This is a genomic window from Nocardia sp. NPDC046473 (genome assembly GCF_040645995.1).
Taxonomy (GTDB): Bacteria; Actinomycetota; Actinomycetes; order Mycobacteriales; family Mycobacteriaceae; genus Nocardia.
In genome coordinates this window covers 52702-67530 of sequence record NZ_JBEYZJ010000001.1, presented here as the reverse complement: position 1 = coordinate 67530, position 14829 = coordinate 52702, and the positions used below count along the sequence as shown (strand labels likewise).

Genomic DNA, 14829 nt, shown 5'->3' with positions numbered 1-14829 from the left:
ATGACAACCGATGCGCTCGCAAACGCCATCGAATCGCCATCGACCAAAATGTACTCGTACGGCAGCTACATCGCCGGTAAAAACATCGAGAGCGGCCAGTGGGTCCACGTGCTCGCCGCGCGTCCGATGCTCGACGATTCTTTTGCCAGTCTCACCTTGAAACGCCGGTTGGACAGTGGCGAATTGTCGCTGCCCGATCTGGACACGGATATCGTCCCCGGCCGCGTCGCGGTCGCGGACGCGGAAAACATTTCGGCCGCGTTGACCCATGCCGCGGCGGCGGCGCGCGAGTGGCGGACAGCCCCGATCTCGGTCCGGGTCGACGACTTTCTGGAGCTGATGTACACGAGCTTCGTGGAGAACGCCGAAGAGCTCGAATACCTGCTGACGCTGGAGGGCCATCCGCGCGAACTGGCCCGGTGGGAACTCACCGGGATGTTCTCGGTGACCGACCCGGGATCGCGCCAGTACTTCCGCGAACAGCTGTGGCGCGAGTTCACTCTCGACGGCCGTCGGCACATCATCCGCCGGCAGCCGGACGGTGTCGTGTGTCTGAACCCACCCGCGAACGCGCCGACCGCAAGCGCGTTGATGGCCATGCTCAGCCTCGCCGCAGGCAACGCCCTGGTGATCCGGGCGCCCCGGACGAACCCGCTGGGTGTCATGTATGCGGTGAACGAGCTGATGGGCCCGAGCCTGGCGGCCGTCGGCGCACCGGCGGGCATCCTGAGCGCGGTCTGCGGTAATCCCGAGCCGCTGCTCGACGCCTGGCTGGACAGTCCGCATGTCGACGACATCATGTACTTCGGCAGCTCCAAGAACGGGTTGGAATTCGAGCGGCGGTGTGTGGAGGCGCGCAAGAAGCCGATTCTCGAACTCGCGGGCAACGATGCCGTCATCGTCTGGAAAGACGCGAATCTGGAATACGCGGCGCAGGCGTTGATCGAAAGCTTCTACGGCTCCGGACAACTGTGCATGATCCCCAACCAAGTCATTGTCCATCCGGCGGTCGCCGACACCTTGCTCGAGCATTTGACGGCGGCGGCGCAGAACCTGCGGACCGGCTATCCGGACGAGGAGGGCGTGCTGTTGTCGCCGGTGTTGCGCAACGACGGGTTCTACGCCTGTCTGCGCGACGCGACCGCGAAGGGCGCGACCGTGGTGACCGGCGGGCACGGTTTGGCACTCGACGGAACACGGGATTCGGCGGGCTTCTTCCTGGAGCCGACGATCATCCGCGTGGACGGGCTCGCGAAGTCACGCGAGCTCGACGCGGTGCGGCACGAGACGTTCTTTCCGTTGCTACCGGTCGTCGTGCCCGAACCCATGGATGACGACACACTGCTCGATACGCTCATCGATTTCGTCAATTCCAATCTCTATGGACTGCGCAATTCGGTGTGGGCGACCGACACCGACGTTGTCGACTATCTGCTCGCGCACATCGTGAACGGCGGGCTGCTGAAGATCAACGACTCGCATATCGCCTTCGCCTCGGCGCTGCCGACGCACGGCGGAACCGGACTCACCGGCGGCGTATCCGGCGAGGCGAATTACCCCCTGTTACGCACCACCCACCTGCAGGGCGTCGTCGTGCTGGACGGCCGGACGCCGCCGAAATACCGGTAGGAGCGAATATCATGCGTAGCCTCGAATATGCGGACGCGATATGCGACGCTCATCTGCCCGGTCTGCTCGACGAATTGTCCGCCATCGCGCTGCCGGACCTGGAACGGCCGGGCAGCCCCGCGCTCGAACTGTTCCGCAAGCACGGTGGACCGGCACTGCTGATCCCCAAGGAATACAGCGGGCTCGGCGTGAGTCCGATCGACGCGGTGCACGTCATCCGGTCGCTCGGCGCCCGGGCACCCTCGCTGGCGGTTGCCACCGCGATGCACCATTTCTCGGTCGCGACACTCTTCGCACTGGCGGAGAGCCTGCGGTCCAGCGGGCTGGAGTGGGCGCTGCTGGAAGGCGTCGCCGAGCAGAACCTGCTGATCGCCTCGGCATTCGCGGAAGGCAATCCAGGACAAGGCATTCTGACTCCGACCATGACGGGTCGGCGCGTCGAGGGTGGCGTGGTCGTCAACGGATCGAAACGGCCGTGCAGCCTGTCGAGATCGATGGATCTGCTGTCGGCCAGCGCGGCCGTCGTCGACGAAGACGGCAATCGAGAAAGTGTGGTGCTACTCCTCCCGGCCGGTGAACAGGGCATCTCGATCCACCCGTTCTGGGGCAGCAACATCCTCGCCGGCGCGGAGAGCGACGAGGTTCGCCTGACCGACGTCTTCGTGGACGAGAAGCTGATCATGCCCGCCACCACCGGCAGCGAGGGCGACCTGGATGAGCTGCAGACGGTGGGCTTCGTCTGGTTCGAGATGATCATCGCCTCGTGCTATCTGGGCATGGCATCCGCGCTCGTGGATCGCGCCTTCGCCAAACCGACCCTCGGCCGGGAACGCGCCGCCGAGCTGGGGATCCGCCTCGAATCCGCGGCGTTGTTGTTGGAAAGTATCGGTCAGCTGCTGACCGCGGCCGATATCGACAATGCCGCCCTGGCCACAGCGACCATCGCCAGGTACGGCGCCGAGGACGCCATCATCGATGCCGCGAATCAAGCGGTCGCGGCTCTCGGTGGGATTTCGTTCATCTCCTCGCCGGATATCGCCTACCTCGCGGCAGCCTGCCAATGCCTGCGTTTCCACCCGCCCTCCCGAATATCCAGTCATGACGCGCTCGCGGCCAGTCTGGCCGGCGACGTGTTCCGGATCAAATGAAGGCCTAGGACATGACAAACGCACAGATCGCACCGGATTATCAGCAGATAGCGAGAACGTTCCGCACGAACCTCAGCAGTGGTCGGGCCCGGCTGGCGGATATGTTCGGCGGCTACGTCGAGGTGGAATCGAACGGGGCGTGGATCACCACCAGTGACGGACAGCGATTCCTGAATTTCGGCGGGTACGGTGTGTTTCTCGCCGGGGCCAGGCACCCGACCGTGGTCGCCGAAATCGAACGGCAATTGCACACCCATCCGATCAGCACCCGGATGTTCTTGGAGCCCGCGCTGGCCAGAGCCGCCGAGATGCTGACCTCGGTCACGCCGGCGGGCCTCGATCGCGTGCACTTCTGCTGCTCGGGCGCCGAAGCCGTGGAGGCGGCGATCAAGTTGGCGCGCTTGAACGGGCGCCCGTTCCTGATCTCGATGGTCGGCGGCTACCACGGCAAGACGATGGGCGCGCTCTCGGTCACCGCGCGGTCGGTGTTCCAGGATCCGTTCCGGCCGCTGCTGCCCGATGTCGCGCACGTCCCGTTCGGCGACTCCGCGGCGCTGGCCGCGCTACTCGAACAGCATCCCGACGAGGCCTGCGTGATCGTGGAACCGGTGCAGGCCGAGGCCGGCGTCGTGCTGCCGCCGCCCGGGTACCTGCGTTCGGTCCAATCGCTGTGCCAGGAGTACGGCGCGCTGCTCGTGCTCGACGAGGTGCAGACCGGTCTCGGCCGGCTCGGGAGCTGGTGGGGAGCCGACCGGGAGGACATCCGTCCGGACATTCTGTTGTCCGGCAAGGGACTCGGCGGTGGTGTCATGCCGGTCGCGGCGGCCGTGACGACGAACGAGATCTTCGAGATCCTCGATCGCGATCCGCTGCTGCACACCTCGACCTTCTCCGGCGCCCCGATCACCATGGCGGCGGTCTGCGGCGCCATCCGCGCGATCAAGGAGGACGGGCTGGTCGAGCGGGCGGCGGCCCTCGGCGAGCTGCTGCTGCACGAGACCGAGAAGATCATCGGCAGTCACCTGTCCGATCGGAATTGCCAGGTCCGCGGTGCCGGACTGCTCATCGCGGTGGATATCGCCGATCCCGGTGTCGCCGGTGAGCTGCTCATGGATCTGGTGAAGAACAACATCGTCGCGAACATCTCCTTGAACTCCGATTACGTCCTGCGTCTCACGCCACCGGCCGTATTGAGTGACAGCGACGTCGAATTCTTCCTCGAGCGATTCGAGGCCGCCGTGCGGGCAACAGCGCAGGGCAGTGGATAGAAGGGGTTGGTACATGAGAAGCCTACAAATCGAGCTACGCTCGGATGCCGTTTCGGCCGACGAAGCGTTCACCAAGATAAGCAAATTCGAACGCTATCCCGAGATGGTCGACGACATACGCAATGTCACCGTCCGGACCCGGGACGACGGGCACCTGGTCAGCGATTGGGAGGTCTACTTCCGGAACGGTCCGCTGTGCTGGTCGGAAATCGACTACCTACAGCCGGAGCGGCGGCGGATCCTCTTCGAGCAGATATCGGGCGACTTTCACATCTTCCGCGGCTCGTGGGCCGTCAACGAGGCCGGGCTCGGGTGTTACGTGCAATTCGAGGCGACCTTCGATTTCGGGATTCCGAGCCTGACCGGGATCCTCGATCCGATCGCAACGCGAGTATTCAAGGAACACATCTCGACAATCGTATATCGCCTGCTCGGCGGGGTTGTCGTGATCGGGGATCCGGCCACCGAAGCGGCGGTGGCACGCAAGATCGCACTCTCCGAAGGCTCGGACAGCGCGCTTATCCGCTGATATCGGATCACGATACCAAGGACATTGCCATGGACCATCACAATCGTTTCCAGAGCATAACCACCTATCGGTTGCTTCGCCTCGAATTCGGCATCGGGCTGATCGCGTCGCTGTGGCTGTTCGTCGACCATATCGGCGAAGTACGCTGGATTCCCGCAATCATCCTGTTCTTCTACATAGATCTGTTCGGATATATCCCCGGCATGATCGCGCATCTGCGCTCCAAAACCGGTGACATTCCCAAGGTCTATTACGTGCTGTACAACACGATGCACAGTGCCATCACACAGTCGGCCGTGGTCGGGGTCTGGGCGCTCGTCTACGGATGGGAATGGGCGCTACTCGTCATTCCGATCCACCTGTGCGGCGACCGTGCCCTGTTCGGGAATTTCATGAAATCTTTCCAGGTTCCCTTCGAGCCGAAGAAACTGCCCGCCTTCGCCGAGTTCGAAGAGCGGCTGGCCACCCAGTTCGTGCCGAGCAGGCAGGCGATGGAGGGCGTCTGATGCTCGTGCAGGCCGACCACAATTCGACGCCGGCGCCGGAACGCTGCTTGCAGCTGTATCGCAAGCTGGCGGGCGGGGTGACCATCCTGTCCGCCGAAGCGGCCACCGGGCCGGTCGGATTGACCGCATCGACCGTCACCTCGCTGTCGATGCACCCGCCACTGCTGCTGGCCGGGCTCACGGTCGGCTCCTACACCCTCGCGGCGATCGAGCAGCGCCGCGCCTTCGGCATCCACCTGCTCGCCGAGCAGCAACAAGATCTGGCCGAAGACTTCGCGTCCCCGACCGGCCCTCGGTTCCGCGGCCACGACCATCACTACGTCTTCGGCGTCCCCATGCTCCGCGACACGCTGGCCTGGGCGGTCTGCTTCCTCACCGACGCGCGGCGCTACGGCGATCACGTGCTGATCGTCGGTGAGGTGGCGGCGGTCGGTGTCGCGGACGGGCATCCCTTGATCTGGCACAACCGGAGTTTCGGTCGGCTGCGCGGCTATCGCGCGGTCGATTCGACCGCTGACCCGCACGACGAACGGTGGAACGAACTGTGGAACGGAACATGAAAACGACATCGGCACAGCGCGACTCAGGCCGGCCGGCGGCCAACGGGAAACCGGTGGTCTCGGCAACCAAGGCACCGGGCGACGCGCTGGCCACCCTGCGATCCTTCGGCCAACACTCGTCCGGCTTTCTGGCACTCAACTCCGGGAATGAATACTTCACCGTCGACGGCTCGTCCGGCATGATCGTGTACCGCCCGCACGGCCGCCGCTACTGGGTGCAGTTCGCGGGCCCGATCGCCGCACCCGAGGAGTGCGAACTCCTCGAACAGTCCTTCGCCGCGGCGGCAGCGCGCCAGCGGCGGCGGATCATCGGGGTGCAGTTACTGCGGGCGGACGCCGAGCGGGCCGCACGCAACGGCTACATCGTCAATCAGTTCGGCTGCTCGTACAGCATCGATCTGTCGCAGTTCAGCATGACCGGTCGTAAATGGCACAGCATTCGCAACATGATCGCCCGGTCGCGCCGCGAGGGCATCACGGTCTCGGAGGCGAATCCGGAACGTCAGGCGCAGCCGGAGTTCATCGATCGACTCGCGGAGATGGACGCCGCGTGGCTGCGCAGCAAGGGCTGGCACGCGAAGGAGCTGCGCTTCCTGATCGGCGAGCGCGGCGGCGTGTTCCAGGAACACCGTCGCGTGTTCGTCGCCGAGCAGGACGGCCAACCGATCGCATATCAGACGTACTCCCCCGTTTTCGGCGCGCAGAGCGGTTGGCTCGGCGATCTGGAACGGCGATTGCCCGGCGCGCCGCCCGGGGCCGCCGACCATATCTTTGCCGAAGCCGCGCAACAGTTTCGGGACGAGGGCGCGGGCTGGGTGCACCTCGGCCTCACGCCGTTCGTCGGCATCGATCCGGCGCACGCGGTCGACGGCGGCTCGAGCGCAGCGGTGACCAAGGCGATCGAGCTCGCCCGTAAGCACGGTGCCGCGCTGTATCCGGCCGAATCGCAGCTGGCGTTCAAACTCAAGTGGCGACCGCACGTCATCACCCCCGAGTACATCGCTTTTCCCGGTGGCCCCCGCGTGCGCGACGTGTGGTCACTGGCCCGGGTCACCAACGCGCTGTGAGGGTGAGATGTCCGACGCGCACGGATACGGCATTCCGGTATGGCAGGCGCCGGAGTCGGCCGGGCACCGCGCTCCGGCGAGCGGAATTCGCCGCTGCCACACCGCCATTGTCGGTGCGGGACTGACCGGCCTGTCCATCGCGCTGCGGCTGGCCGAGCAGGATCGCGAGCACGACGTCGTAGTCCTCGAGGCGGATCGGGTGGCCGGCGGGGCGAGCGGCCGAGGTACCGGGCTGGTCGGTCCGCGCGTCGGTCCGCCGCTGCCGTCGGCGCGCAAGCGATACGGCGACGACACCGCCCGTGCGCTGTACCGGTGGTCCGAACGCGCGGTCGACCACGTCCTCGCGGTGTGTGCCCGTCACCGCATCGACTGCGGATTGACTCCTGGCAGTCAACTGATGGTGGCGCGCGACCGGCACTCGATGGTCACCGTGGCACGTGAGCTCGAGGCCGCCGCCGCGCTCGGGATCGACCTCACCGCCGTGGCCGCGGACTCGGTGCCGGACCAGGCGGGGCGCTGCCTCGGCGGCCTGCGCTACGCACCGACCGCGACCCTCGATCCCGCCGCATTCACCAGGCAGTTGGCCACTACCGCCGAGCGGCTCGGTGCCACGATCTATGAAAAATGTGCCGTCCGACGCGTCGACCGCGGCACCCGGCTCGTCACCGATACCGGTGAGATCGTCGCCGACCGAGTGGTTCTCGCCGTGAACGGCACGAGCGCGGGCGCCGCGTTTCGCACCGGCGTGATCGGCATGCGGGTGCAGGCCGCCGCGACCGTTCCACTCACCCCACGCCAACTCGCCGACCTCGACTGGCTCAGGCACCAACCACTGATCGAAATGGGCGAGCTGGCACCGTATTACCGACTGACAACCGATGACCGATTGATCATCGGCGGCGGCTGTGTGCGCCGCGGCGCGGCCGACTCCGCCCCGCTCGATCCGACCTACCTGCAGGCCGCGGCCGGCCTGCTGCACCCGAGCCTGAAGGACATTCCGCTGGCCTACGCCTGGTCCGGACCGATCGGCATGACGCTCGACGCACTGCCGGTGATCGGCGTGCAGCGCAACGGCACGCTGGTGGCGGGCGGCTGGCGCGGCCACGGTGTCGCGGCATCGACCTACGCGGGCACGCTCCTTGCCGACTACCTGCTCGACAGCGAAAAAGTCGGCAGCACAATAGATCACGCGTTTCCGATACCGCGAGGTCGCGCGCGGACGCTGCCGTCGGTCCGACCGGTACTGGGCCTCCTCGACGCATATCTCTCCCGACTCGAGCGCGGGGCGGCCCGGTCGCTCGGCCGTCGCCGGTCCGGCGACTCTTCGACACCCAAGACCGCGGTCCCGGCCGCATCGACACAAGGAGATGAAAATCCATGAGCAACACAGAGTCTCGTCGATACGACGTGGCGATCGTCGGCGGCGGCATCGGCGGCTCCATCCTGGCGACCATCCTCGCCCGGCACGGCGTGCGGGTCGTGCTGTTCGAGGGGAGCGGCCATCCCCGCTTCGCGATCGGCGAGTCGACCGTGCCGGAAACCACACTGGGCCTTCGCATTCTGGCCGACCGCTACGACGTGCCCGAGATCGGGGATATGGCCGCCTACGGTTCGGTCCGTCGCAAGATCACCACCTCGTGCGGGGTCAAGCGCAATTTCAGCTTCGTCTACCACCGCGAGGGTGAAGCGTTCCGGGCCACCGAATGCACCCAGTTCCCGGCCTTGAGCGCACCCCTCGGCCCGGATGTGCACTACTTCCGTCAGGATATCGACGCCTGGGCCTATCAGCTGGCACTGTCCTACGGGGCCGACGGGTTCAACCACACCTTCGTGACCGGAGTCGAATTCGACAGCGACGGAGCAACTCTCACGGCGGCGGACCGGGGCGAGTTCCGGGTCAGGTACGTCATCGACGCGGGCGGGATGAACAGCCTGCTCGGGAAGCAACTGGACCTGCGGGTCGATCCACCCACGTATCAGACGCGGAGCCGGACGATCTTCAGTCATTTCGTCGGTGTCGAGCCGTTCGACCGGGTGGCGCCGCCGAGCAGCGAACACAAGATGCCGCAGGCGCTTTCGCAGGGCACGCTGCATCACCTGTTCGAAGGCGGCTGGGTATGGGTGATCCCGTTCGACAACCACCCGCATTCCACCAATCGCCTGTGCAGTGTCGGTATCTCGTTGGATCTGGACCGGTACCCGGTGCACGAGGACGAGTCGCCGGAGGAGGAATTCTGGGCTCACGTCAACAGGTTCCCGACCTTCGCCCGGCAGATGCGCAACGCACAGGCGGTGCGACCGGTCATCCGCACGGGCCGCGTCCAATTCCAGTCCCGCAAGGTAGTCGGCGATCGCTGGTGTTTGCTGCCGCACGCCTCCGACTTCATCGACCCGCTGACCTCCAGCGGCCTGTCGATCACGGCAATGGGCGTCAACGCCCTGGCGCATCGCCTCATCGACGCGGTGCGCACCGATGATTTCGCGCCCGAGCGATTCGAATACCTCGAAACATGGGTGAAGAACAGTTTCGCCTACTACGACAAGCTGGTCGGCTACAGCTACACCGCATTCGACAATTTCGAACTGTGGAACGCCTGGTTCCGGGTGTGGACGATCATGACCCTGTACGGCAGCAACGGGATGATGGAGGCGATGTTCGCCTTCGACCGAACCAAGGACCCTGCGGTATTCGCCAAATTGGAAGAGGCACCCTATCGCGGCGTGCAGGCACAGGACAATCCGTATTGTGCCGACCTGTTCGGCAAGGCCTGCCTCGCGATGCAGGAATATCGTGACAAGGAGATCACCGTCGACCAGGCATGCGAGCGCATCTACACGGCGCTGAAGCAGAGCGGTCTGGTGCCGTCCAGCTGGAAGCAGACCGATTCGACCGAACGGTCACCGGCGACCTCGCTCGCGCTGGTCCCGATGATCCGGGTGCTGGCGTGGGGCAAGTTCCGCAGTCCCGAGTTCGTGCGCGGCCAGTATCTAGAGCACGGATTGACCGAGATGTTGAGCCGGACCGGCACCTTCTACCGGGAAGAATTGCAGAAGGGCGCGGCGATGGCCTTTCACGCGACCCGCGATCTGCTGTTGACCGGCAATCGGGACTGGCGCAAAGTCGGTGGCGGACGGCGCACGCTCCCGGCGGCGTCGGAAACACCGAACGAGACAGCATCGGTGGCCGACGCCCGATGACAGTCGGTCGGCCGGGCCAAGGCCCGGCCGACCGGTTTCGCGACTACGTTGTCGCACTGACTATTTCGCGAGGGCTATGCGTTCTGCTGCGCCGTGTAGTAGGCGGCGATCTGTTCGGCCAGCTTGGTTCCGGTCTGCTCGGCGGCCGAATCGACCAGCGGCGCAATCGCCTTCGCCATCGCGCTCCCCGCTAGGCCGAAAAGATTGGTCTCGATCGACAGCTCGACCCGGCTACGCCGCTGTTCCAGCGCGGAAAACCGGAAGGTGAAGCAGGTATCCACGCCACGGATGGATTTCCAGCGCAGCACCGCGGGCTCGGCCCAGTCGACAATCTTCATGCGCGAACTCATCGCCACCGGACCGAGCCGGAGCTTGCCGTCGAACGTCGCGCCGAGACCGCGATCGAGCTCCGTCACCGGCTCGAACTTCGACAGGCCGTACAGATATCGAACAGTGTGACGATAATCGGCGACGTATCGAAATGCGTGGTCGACCGGGGCAGCACATTCCTTGTCGATATGTACAGTGATCATCGCACCTACCCGTCGAGCCTCGAATCCGGTGATCCGAGTTCGCCACCCTTATCGATAGCCATCTGGAACAGGCCGTCTCCGATATCGACGAGTCCTTCCGCCGACAATTATCGCGTCTGCCCGCTGACGTGTCGATGAATATCGGGTCAGGCGATTTCAGCCGAATTTCAGCGCCGGACAGACTGCGTGCACAGCAACTATTCGACGCCAGTGGACGGTCCGAGTTCGCCACCGTATTTCGGCGTGAGCACAACCGCCCTGACGATGCGCAGCGGCAGTACGGCAACGACCAGTGCCGCGATCGGCGCGACGGCCGGCGCCCAGGCCAGATGTGTGCCGACCGTGCCTGCGAGTGCGGCCGCGACACCGAACAGCACGGCCCCCACCGCACCCGCCCCCAGCTCACGAGCCGAGGCGTGGGTCCACTCGGTGTGTGTGCCGACCAGGTATGCCGTCGCAGCGAGACCGCCGACCAGCGCCGACCAGACATCGGCAGGTAGCAGGGCAAGTGCGACGCAGGCCACCAGCACCGCCGCACCCGCGCAGCGGCGGCTCCGCAGGCCCGCCACTGCGAGCGCGGCCACCACACCGGATAGTCCGACACCGAGCGGGGAGGTGTGCGCCGCAATGACGCCGGCCAGCAGGATGCCGCCCGGCAACGCAACGACATCGGCGGGCTTCACTGTGCCCTCCATCGAAAGTCGGAGCGCCGCAACGCGATACCGATGACCTCCGAGATGCGCTCGGCGCCGCCCCAGCCGAGGACTTCGACACCCGCGATGCCCATGTCTCGATACATCCCCGCGCGTTCGAAAGCCCACAGTCGCTCGATGAGCGGATCCTGGTCCGCGGCGAACAAGGACTCCGGCATGACGTCCACCACCAGCACTCGGTGTCCGCGCTTGCTCAGTTCGATGAGCGAGAGCCCGAATCCGCTGTCCAGCATGGCCGAGAGGGCGACGACGGTCGCCCCGGCGGGGATGGCGGCCGGTGGCGCGACGGTGCCGGTGAACCGGGTCGCCGGGCCGTTGTCCGGATCGAGCAGCGCCGCGACGATGCCGTAGAACTGCTGGCGACCGCCGCGGGTGGGGTACCACCCGGCCCGCTCGCCGATGCGCACCAGCCCGACCCGGTCGCCGGCCCGCAAGGCCGACCAGGTCAGCTCGGCGGCCCCGCGCACCGCACGGTCCAGCGGTTCGGCCGCGGATCCGATCGTGTGCAGCGTCTCGTCGAACACGACGACGATGTCGTTGGCGAGCTCGAGATACCGTTCGGTGGCCTGCAGGCTGCCGCGACGGGCCGTGGCCCGCCAATTCACCGTCCGCAGTTCATCGCCGGGCGTGAACGCACGAATCCCGGCGAATTCCAGGCCCGGTCCGAGGACGCGGGAACGGTGCTGACCGACCCGCAGCCGCGACGACACACCCGGCACCAGCACGCTGTCCGCCGCCACGAGCGGATACACCAGCAGCCGGACGGGGTGGCTGCGCGAGTGCACGACGGCGAGCCCGCCGCAGGTCACCGTACTCACCTGCACCGGAATCGAATACAGTCCCCACCGCTCGGCAGTGACCCCGATGGTCACCGATCCCGCTGTCCGCGTGCGGATCTCGGTCGACAGTCCGGCTACCGGCACGACCTGCACGGTGAGCGCCCCGCGCGCATCCGGCGGGATGTCGAAATCGACACGCACATCGATGCTTTCGGCCTCGAAACAGCAACGGGTCGGTGCGGCCGACGCTGTCACGACTCGGGTGGACGCCGCCGGTGCGCGCCAGCCGACCGACACCAGCCCGATCATCGGCGCCGCGAACACCACCAGCTGCGGACAGCCCAGCAAGACCGCCAGCGCCACCACGAGTCCCGCGCAGATCGTGAGTGAAATGGCCAGCGGTGCCGGATGACACCACGAATCCGCCGAGGGAGACCGCCGCCACGTCGGCGCCGTCACAGCCGGTCCATTCGATCGATGATCTGGACGAAGGTCTCGCGGCCGGGGCCCGGTTCGCCCTGCGCGCTCACCGCGGCTGCGGCCGGATCGACCCAGTGCCACAGGTCGGGTCCGAAAAGGGCCCGTCCCATCTCACGCAGTGCGGTGCTGCCGACACCGACGCGATACCCGACCGACAGCTGGAATTCCCGGGCCAGCAGCGGTCTGATGTAGCGGTCCCACTCGCCCCGGGAACCGTCGACGTGCTCGAGCAGTAGCGCGGCACGCACCTGCCGTCGCGATATCGCCGCGCCCCAAGCCGATTCCGGCCGCGATTCGATCCGAGGCAACCGATCGATGCCGGTCGATATCCCGGCGACGGCGAGCACGAGCACGGCGATGACGACGCCCGTCGCGACGCCGAGTACCCGCCGGCCAACGGCGAGGCTCGCCAAGTCCACGACGACGATGAGCACCAGCGCGGCGATCAGGACCCGGTCGAGTTTCATCACCGCCCCCGTTCTCTGCGCAGTCCGGTCAATACCGAATACAACAGCAAGGTCGCCGCCTCGCGATGTCGCTCGGTCATCCGATGCGCGCTGAATCGCGCCTCGGCGAACAACGCGACCAGCCGGGTTGCGGTGTCGCCGTCCACCACGCCGAGTTCGACGGCACGCGCGAGCACCTCCGACGGCGTGTCCGACGCGGCGGGCGACAACCCCGCGACGGCGGCGAACTCCTGCTCGAGCACGCGGTAGCACGCGATCACGGCGCTGCGTGGATCCTGGTGCAGGTCAGCCGTTTCGGCGATCCCCAGCGCGGCGCCGCGAGCGATCGCGGCGCGCATCCCCGATGCCGCTTCCTCAGGAGATGTCCGAACGGACCGACGCCGCGTGGAGCGCACGACGACGGTGCCGATCGCGGCCACGGATGCCAGCGCGGTCACCCCGGCGGCGATCCCCAAGAACCGGAAATCCATGTCGTTCAACGGGACTGGTGCGGGAGTACGGCGGTCCGGCGCTGGTTCACCCTGATGGGTCGGGTCCGCCTGCGCGGGAGCCGACTGCTGTGTCTGCCGATCCGCGACAGTCCGAGGCGCCAGTTGGTATATCGCGGCAGCTGCCCCGGCCGTGCCGACCACCACCGCAGCGACGATGATCAACTGCCGCGCGGATATCCGGTTCCGCAGGCGCCCAACGGATTCGCGATCTTGCGGCAGGTCGGCGACGATCGCAGTGCGACGCACGAACGACAGCACCGACACGCCGATGACGAAGACGGCGACCATGGCAAGCACGCCCAACGCGAGCACGGACTGCTTCGAGGCCGCCTGCTGGGTCGCACTGTGCTCGGCGGCGTCGGGCAGATAGCCGCCAAGGCTCACGACCGTGATCAGCACAGCCACCAGTACGAAGGCCGACCGTGCTGTGGCGCGGCCTGCCACGGAATGCTCAGCCGACAAGCTCGTCGACCTCCCTCCCGTTCCTGGTGGATCGATCGGTTCGGGGTGCCGGAATACGGCCGATCACCTCTTCGACGATGGTCTCGCCTCGAACCCTGCGCACCCACGTCTCGGGCCGCAAGGTGATCCGGTGCGCCAAGGCAGCCGTCGCGAGCGACTTGATGTCCTCGGGCACAACGAAATCGCGGCCCTGCACCAAGGCCTGCGCGCGGGACAGCTGGAGCAAATCCAGCTGCCCGCGCGGACTCACCCCGACCTCCACCTGCGGATGATTCCGGGTCGCCCGGACCAGCGCCACGATGTACTCGAGGATGTCGTCATGGGCCGTCACCCCGTCGACCGCCGCGCGAATCCGCAGCAGCTGTTCGGCATCGAGGATGCGGCGAGCCGGGAGCTCGACGTGCGTACCGGCCAATCGGCGACGCAGTAGCGTCTTCTCCTCGGCCGCGCTGAGGTAGCCCAGGCGCAATCGAATCGCGAACCGATCCAGTTGCGCTTCCGGCAGCGCGTAGGTTCCTTCGTGCTCGATCGGATTCTCGGTGGCGAGCACGATGAACGGCGCGGGCAGCGCGCGCGTGACACCGTCGACGCTGACCTGCCCCTCGGCCATGGCTTCCAGCAGCGCCGCCTGGGTTTTCGGCGGGGTGCGATTGATCTCGTCGGCGATCAGCAGATTCGTCACGACCGGCCCCGGCCGGTACTCGAAAGTGCCTGCCCCCATGGCGTATACCGCCGAACCCACGAGATCCGCGGGTAGCAGGTCCGGGGTGAACTGGACGCGTTTGGCCTCGAGACCGAGCGCCGCCGCGAACGATCTGGCAATGAGGGTTTTGCCGAGGCCCGGTAGATCGTCGATGAGCACATGACCGCCGGACACAATGGCGGCCAGCATCATTCGCAAGGCCTGCGGTTTCCCGACGACCACCCGGTTCATCTCGTCGAGCACCCGCCGGGCGAGCTCGCCGCATCGTGCCATCTCGTCGGAGTTCATCGCGACCC

Annotated in this window: 15 protein-coding genes; 9 read left to right on the top strand and 6 right to left on the bottom strand. The window is 66.4% G+C overall.

Translation table 11 applies throughout. The annotated features are described in order from the left end of the window. Genes ABZ942_RS00355 through ABZ942_RS00315 form a run of 9 tightly spaced genes read left to right on the top strand, consistent with a single transcriptional unit; the run spans position 1 to position 9905 of the window. Positions 1 to 1629 carry an aldehyde dehydrogenase gene (locus tag ABZ942_RS00355; RefSeq protein WP_357377491.1) on the top strand — a complete coding sequence of 543 codons (1629 nt, stop codon included), beginning with the start codon at positions 1 to 3 and terminating at the stop codon, positions 1627 to 1629. Positions 1630 to 1640: 11 nt separating this feature from the next. Continuing rightward, positions 1641 to 2777 carry an acyl-CoA dehydrogenase family protein gene (locus ABZ942_RS00350; RefSeq protein WP_357377489.1) on the top strand — a complete coding sequence of 379 codons (1137 nt, stop codon included), beginning with the start codon at positions 1641 to 1643 and terminating at the stop codon, positions 2775 to 2777. Between the two features lie 11 nt (positions 2778 to 2788). After that, positions 2789 to 4045 carry an aminotransferase class III-fold pyridoxal phosphate-dependent enzyme gene (locus tag ABZ942_RS00345; protein ID WP_357377487.1) on the top strand — a complete coding sequence of 419 codons (1257 nt, stop codon included), beginning with the start codon at positions 2789 to 2791 and terminating at the stop codon, positions 4043 to 4045. A 13-nt stretch (positions 4046 to 4058) separates the two neighbouring features. Beyond that, the gene (locus ABZ942_RS00340; RefSeq protein WP_357377485.1) at positions 4059 to 4574 is read left to right on the top strand and encodes an SRPBCC family protein; all 516 of its coding nucleotides are present in this window, start codon (positions 4059 to 4061) and stop codon (positions 4572 to 4574) included. 29 nt (positions 4575 to 4603) lie between these two features. After that, positions 4604 to 5080 carry a hypothetical protein gene (locus ABZ942_RS00335; protein ID WP_357377483.1) on the top strand — a complete coding sequence of 159 codons (477 nt, stop codon included), beginning with the start codon at positions 4604 to 4606 and terminating at the stop codon, positions 5078 to 5080. Then, the gene (locus tag ABZ942_RS00330) at positions 5080 to 5640 is read left to right on the top strand and encodes a flavin reductase family protein (RefSeq protein WP_357377481.1); all 561 of its coding nucleotides are present in this window, start codon (positions 5080 to 5082) and stop codon (positions 5638 to 5640) included. The genes ABZ942_RS00335 and ABZ942_RS00330 overlap by 1 nt, the downstream gene beginning before the upstream one ends. Further along, complete coding sequence (locus ABZ942_RS00325; protein ID WP_357377479.1) at positions 5637 to 6707, top strand: DUF2156 domain-containing protein; 1071 nt, start codon at positions 5637 to 5639, stop codon at positions 6705 to 6707. The genes ABZ942_RS00330 and ABZ942_RS00325 overlap by 4 nt, the downstream gene beginning before the upstream one ends. A 7-nt stretch (positions 6708 to 6714) precedes the next feature. Continuing rightward, complete coding sequence (locus ABZ942_RS00320; RefSeq protein ID WP_357377477.1) at positions 6715 to 8088, top strand: FAD-binding oxidoreductase; 1374 nt, start codon at positions 6715 to 6717, stop codon at positions 8086 to 8088. Next, positions 8085 to 9905, top strand: coding sequence for a tryptophan 7-halogenase (locus ABZ942_RS00315; RefSeq protein WP_357377475.1), 1821 nt, complete (start codon positions 8085 to 8087; stop codon positions 9903 to 9905). The genes ABZ942_RS00320 and ABZ942_RS00315 overlap by 4 nt, the downstream gene beginning before the upstream one ends. A gap of 74 nt (positions 9906 to 9979) precedes the next feature. Here ABZ942_RS00315 and ABZ942_RS00310 read toward each other — a convergent pair whose 3' ends face one another. The 6 genes from ABZ942_RS00310 to ABZ942_RS00285 all read right to left on the bottom strand — a co-directional run bounded on the left by ABZ942_RS00310 (position 9980) and on the right by ABZ942_RS00285 (position 14821). Continuing rightward, positions 9980 to 10438 (bottom strand): SRPBCC family protein, encoded by a 459-nt coding sequence (locus tag ABZ942_RS00310; protein ID WP_357377473.1) that lies wholly within the window; start codon positions 10436 to 10438, stop codon positions 9980 to 9982. Positions 10439 to 10635: 197 nt separating this feature from the next. Then, positions 10636 to 11121, bottom strand: a complete 486-nt coding sequence (locus ABZ942_RS00305; RefSeq protein WP_357377471.1) for a hypothetical protein — start codon at positions 11119 to 11121, stop codon at positions 10636 to 10638. Next, positions 11118 to 12389 carry a DUF58 domain-containing protein gene (locus tag ABZ942_RS00300; protein WP_357377469.1) on the bottom strand — a complete coding sequence of 424 codons (1272 nt, stop codon included), beginning with the start codon at positions 12387 to 12389 and terminating at the stop codon, positions 11118 to 11120. Before ABZ942_RS00300 ends, ABZ942_RS00305 begins: the two co-directional genes overlap by 4 nt. Next, on the bottom strand, positions 12386 to 12877 hold the full coding sequence (locus ABZ942_RS00295; RefSeq protein WP_357377467.1) for a hypothetical protein: 492 nt from the start codon (positions 12875 to 12877) through the stop codon (positions 12386 to 12388). The genes ABZ942_RS00300 and ABZ942_RS00295 overlap by 4 nt, the downstream gene beginning before the upstream one ends. After that, entirely contained in the window at positions 12877 to 13830 is a 954-nt protein-coding gene (locus ABZ942_RS00290; protein ID WP_357377465.1) for a DUF4129 domain-containing protein, read from the bottom strand. Before ABZ942_RS00290 ends, ABZ942_RS00295 begins: the two co-directional genes overlap by 1 nt. After that, on the bottom strand, positions 13820 to 14821 hold the full coding sequence (locus tag ABZ942_RS00285) for a MoxR family ATPase (protein WP_357377463.1): 1002 nt from the start codon (positions 14819 to 14821) through the stop codon (positions 13820 to 13822). The genes ABZ942_RS00290 and ABZ942_RS00285 overlap by 11 nt, the downstream gene beginning before the upstream one ends. Positions 14822 to 14829 lie beyond the last annotated feature (8 nt).

Bases quoted from the DNA above. Each gene is read 5' to 3' on its own strand.
- ABZ942_RS00355 (WP_357377491.1), top strand. From the start codon at position 1: ATGACAACCGATGCGCTCGCAAACGCCATCGAATCGCCATCGACCAAA.
- ABZ942_RS00350 (WP_357377489.1), top strand. From the start codon at position 1,641: ATGCGTAGCCTCGAATATGCGGACGCGATATGCGACGCTCATCTGCCC.
- ABZ942_RS00345 (WP_357377487.1), top strand. From the start codon at position 2,789: ATGACAAACGCACAGATCGCACCGGATTATCAGCAGATAGCGAGAACG.
- ABZ942_RS00340 (WP_357377485.1), top strand. From the start codon at position 4,059: ATGAGAAGCCTACAAATCGAGCTACGCTCGGATGCCGTTTCGGCCGAC.
- ABZ942_RS00335 (WP_357377483.1), top strand. From the start codon at position 4,604: ATGGACCATCACAATCGTTTCCAGAGCATAACCACCTATCGGTTGCTT.
- ABZ942_RS00330 (WP_357377481.1), top strand. From the start codon at position 5,080: ATGCTCGTGCAGGCCGACCACAATTCGACGCCGGCGCCGGAACGCTGC.
- ABZ942_RS00325 (WP_357377479.1), top strand. From the start codon at position 5,637: ATGAAAACGACATCGGCACAGCGCGACTCAGGCCGGCCGGCGGCCAAC.
- ABZ942_RS00320 (WP_357377477.1), top strand. From the start codon at position 6,715: ATGTCCGACGCGCACGGATACGGCATTCCGGTATGGCAGGCGCCGGAG.
- ABZ942_RS00315 (WP_357377475.1), top strand. From the start codon at position 8,085: ATGAGCAACACAGAGTCTCGTCGATACGACGTGGCGATCGTCGGCGGC.
- ABZ942_RS00310 (WP_357377473.1), bottom strand. From the start codon at position 10,438: ATGATCACTGTACATATCGACAAGGAATGTGCTGCCCCGGTCGACCAC.
- ABZ942_RS00295 (WP_357377467.1), bottom strand. From the start codon at position 12,877: ATGAAACTCGACCGGGTCCTGATCGCCGCGCTGGTGCTCATCGTCGTC.
- ABZ942_RS00285 (WP_357377463.1), bottom strand. From the start codon at position 14,821: ATGAACTCCGACGAGATGGCACGATGCGGCGAGCTCGCCCGGCGGGTG.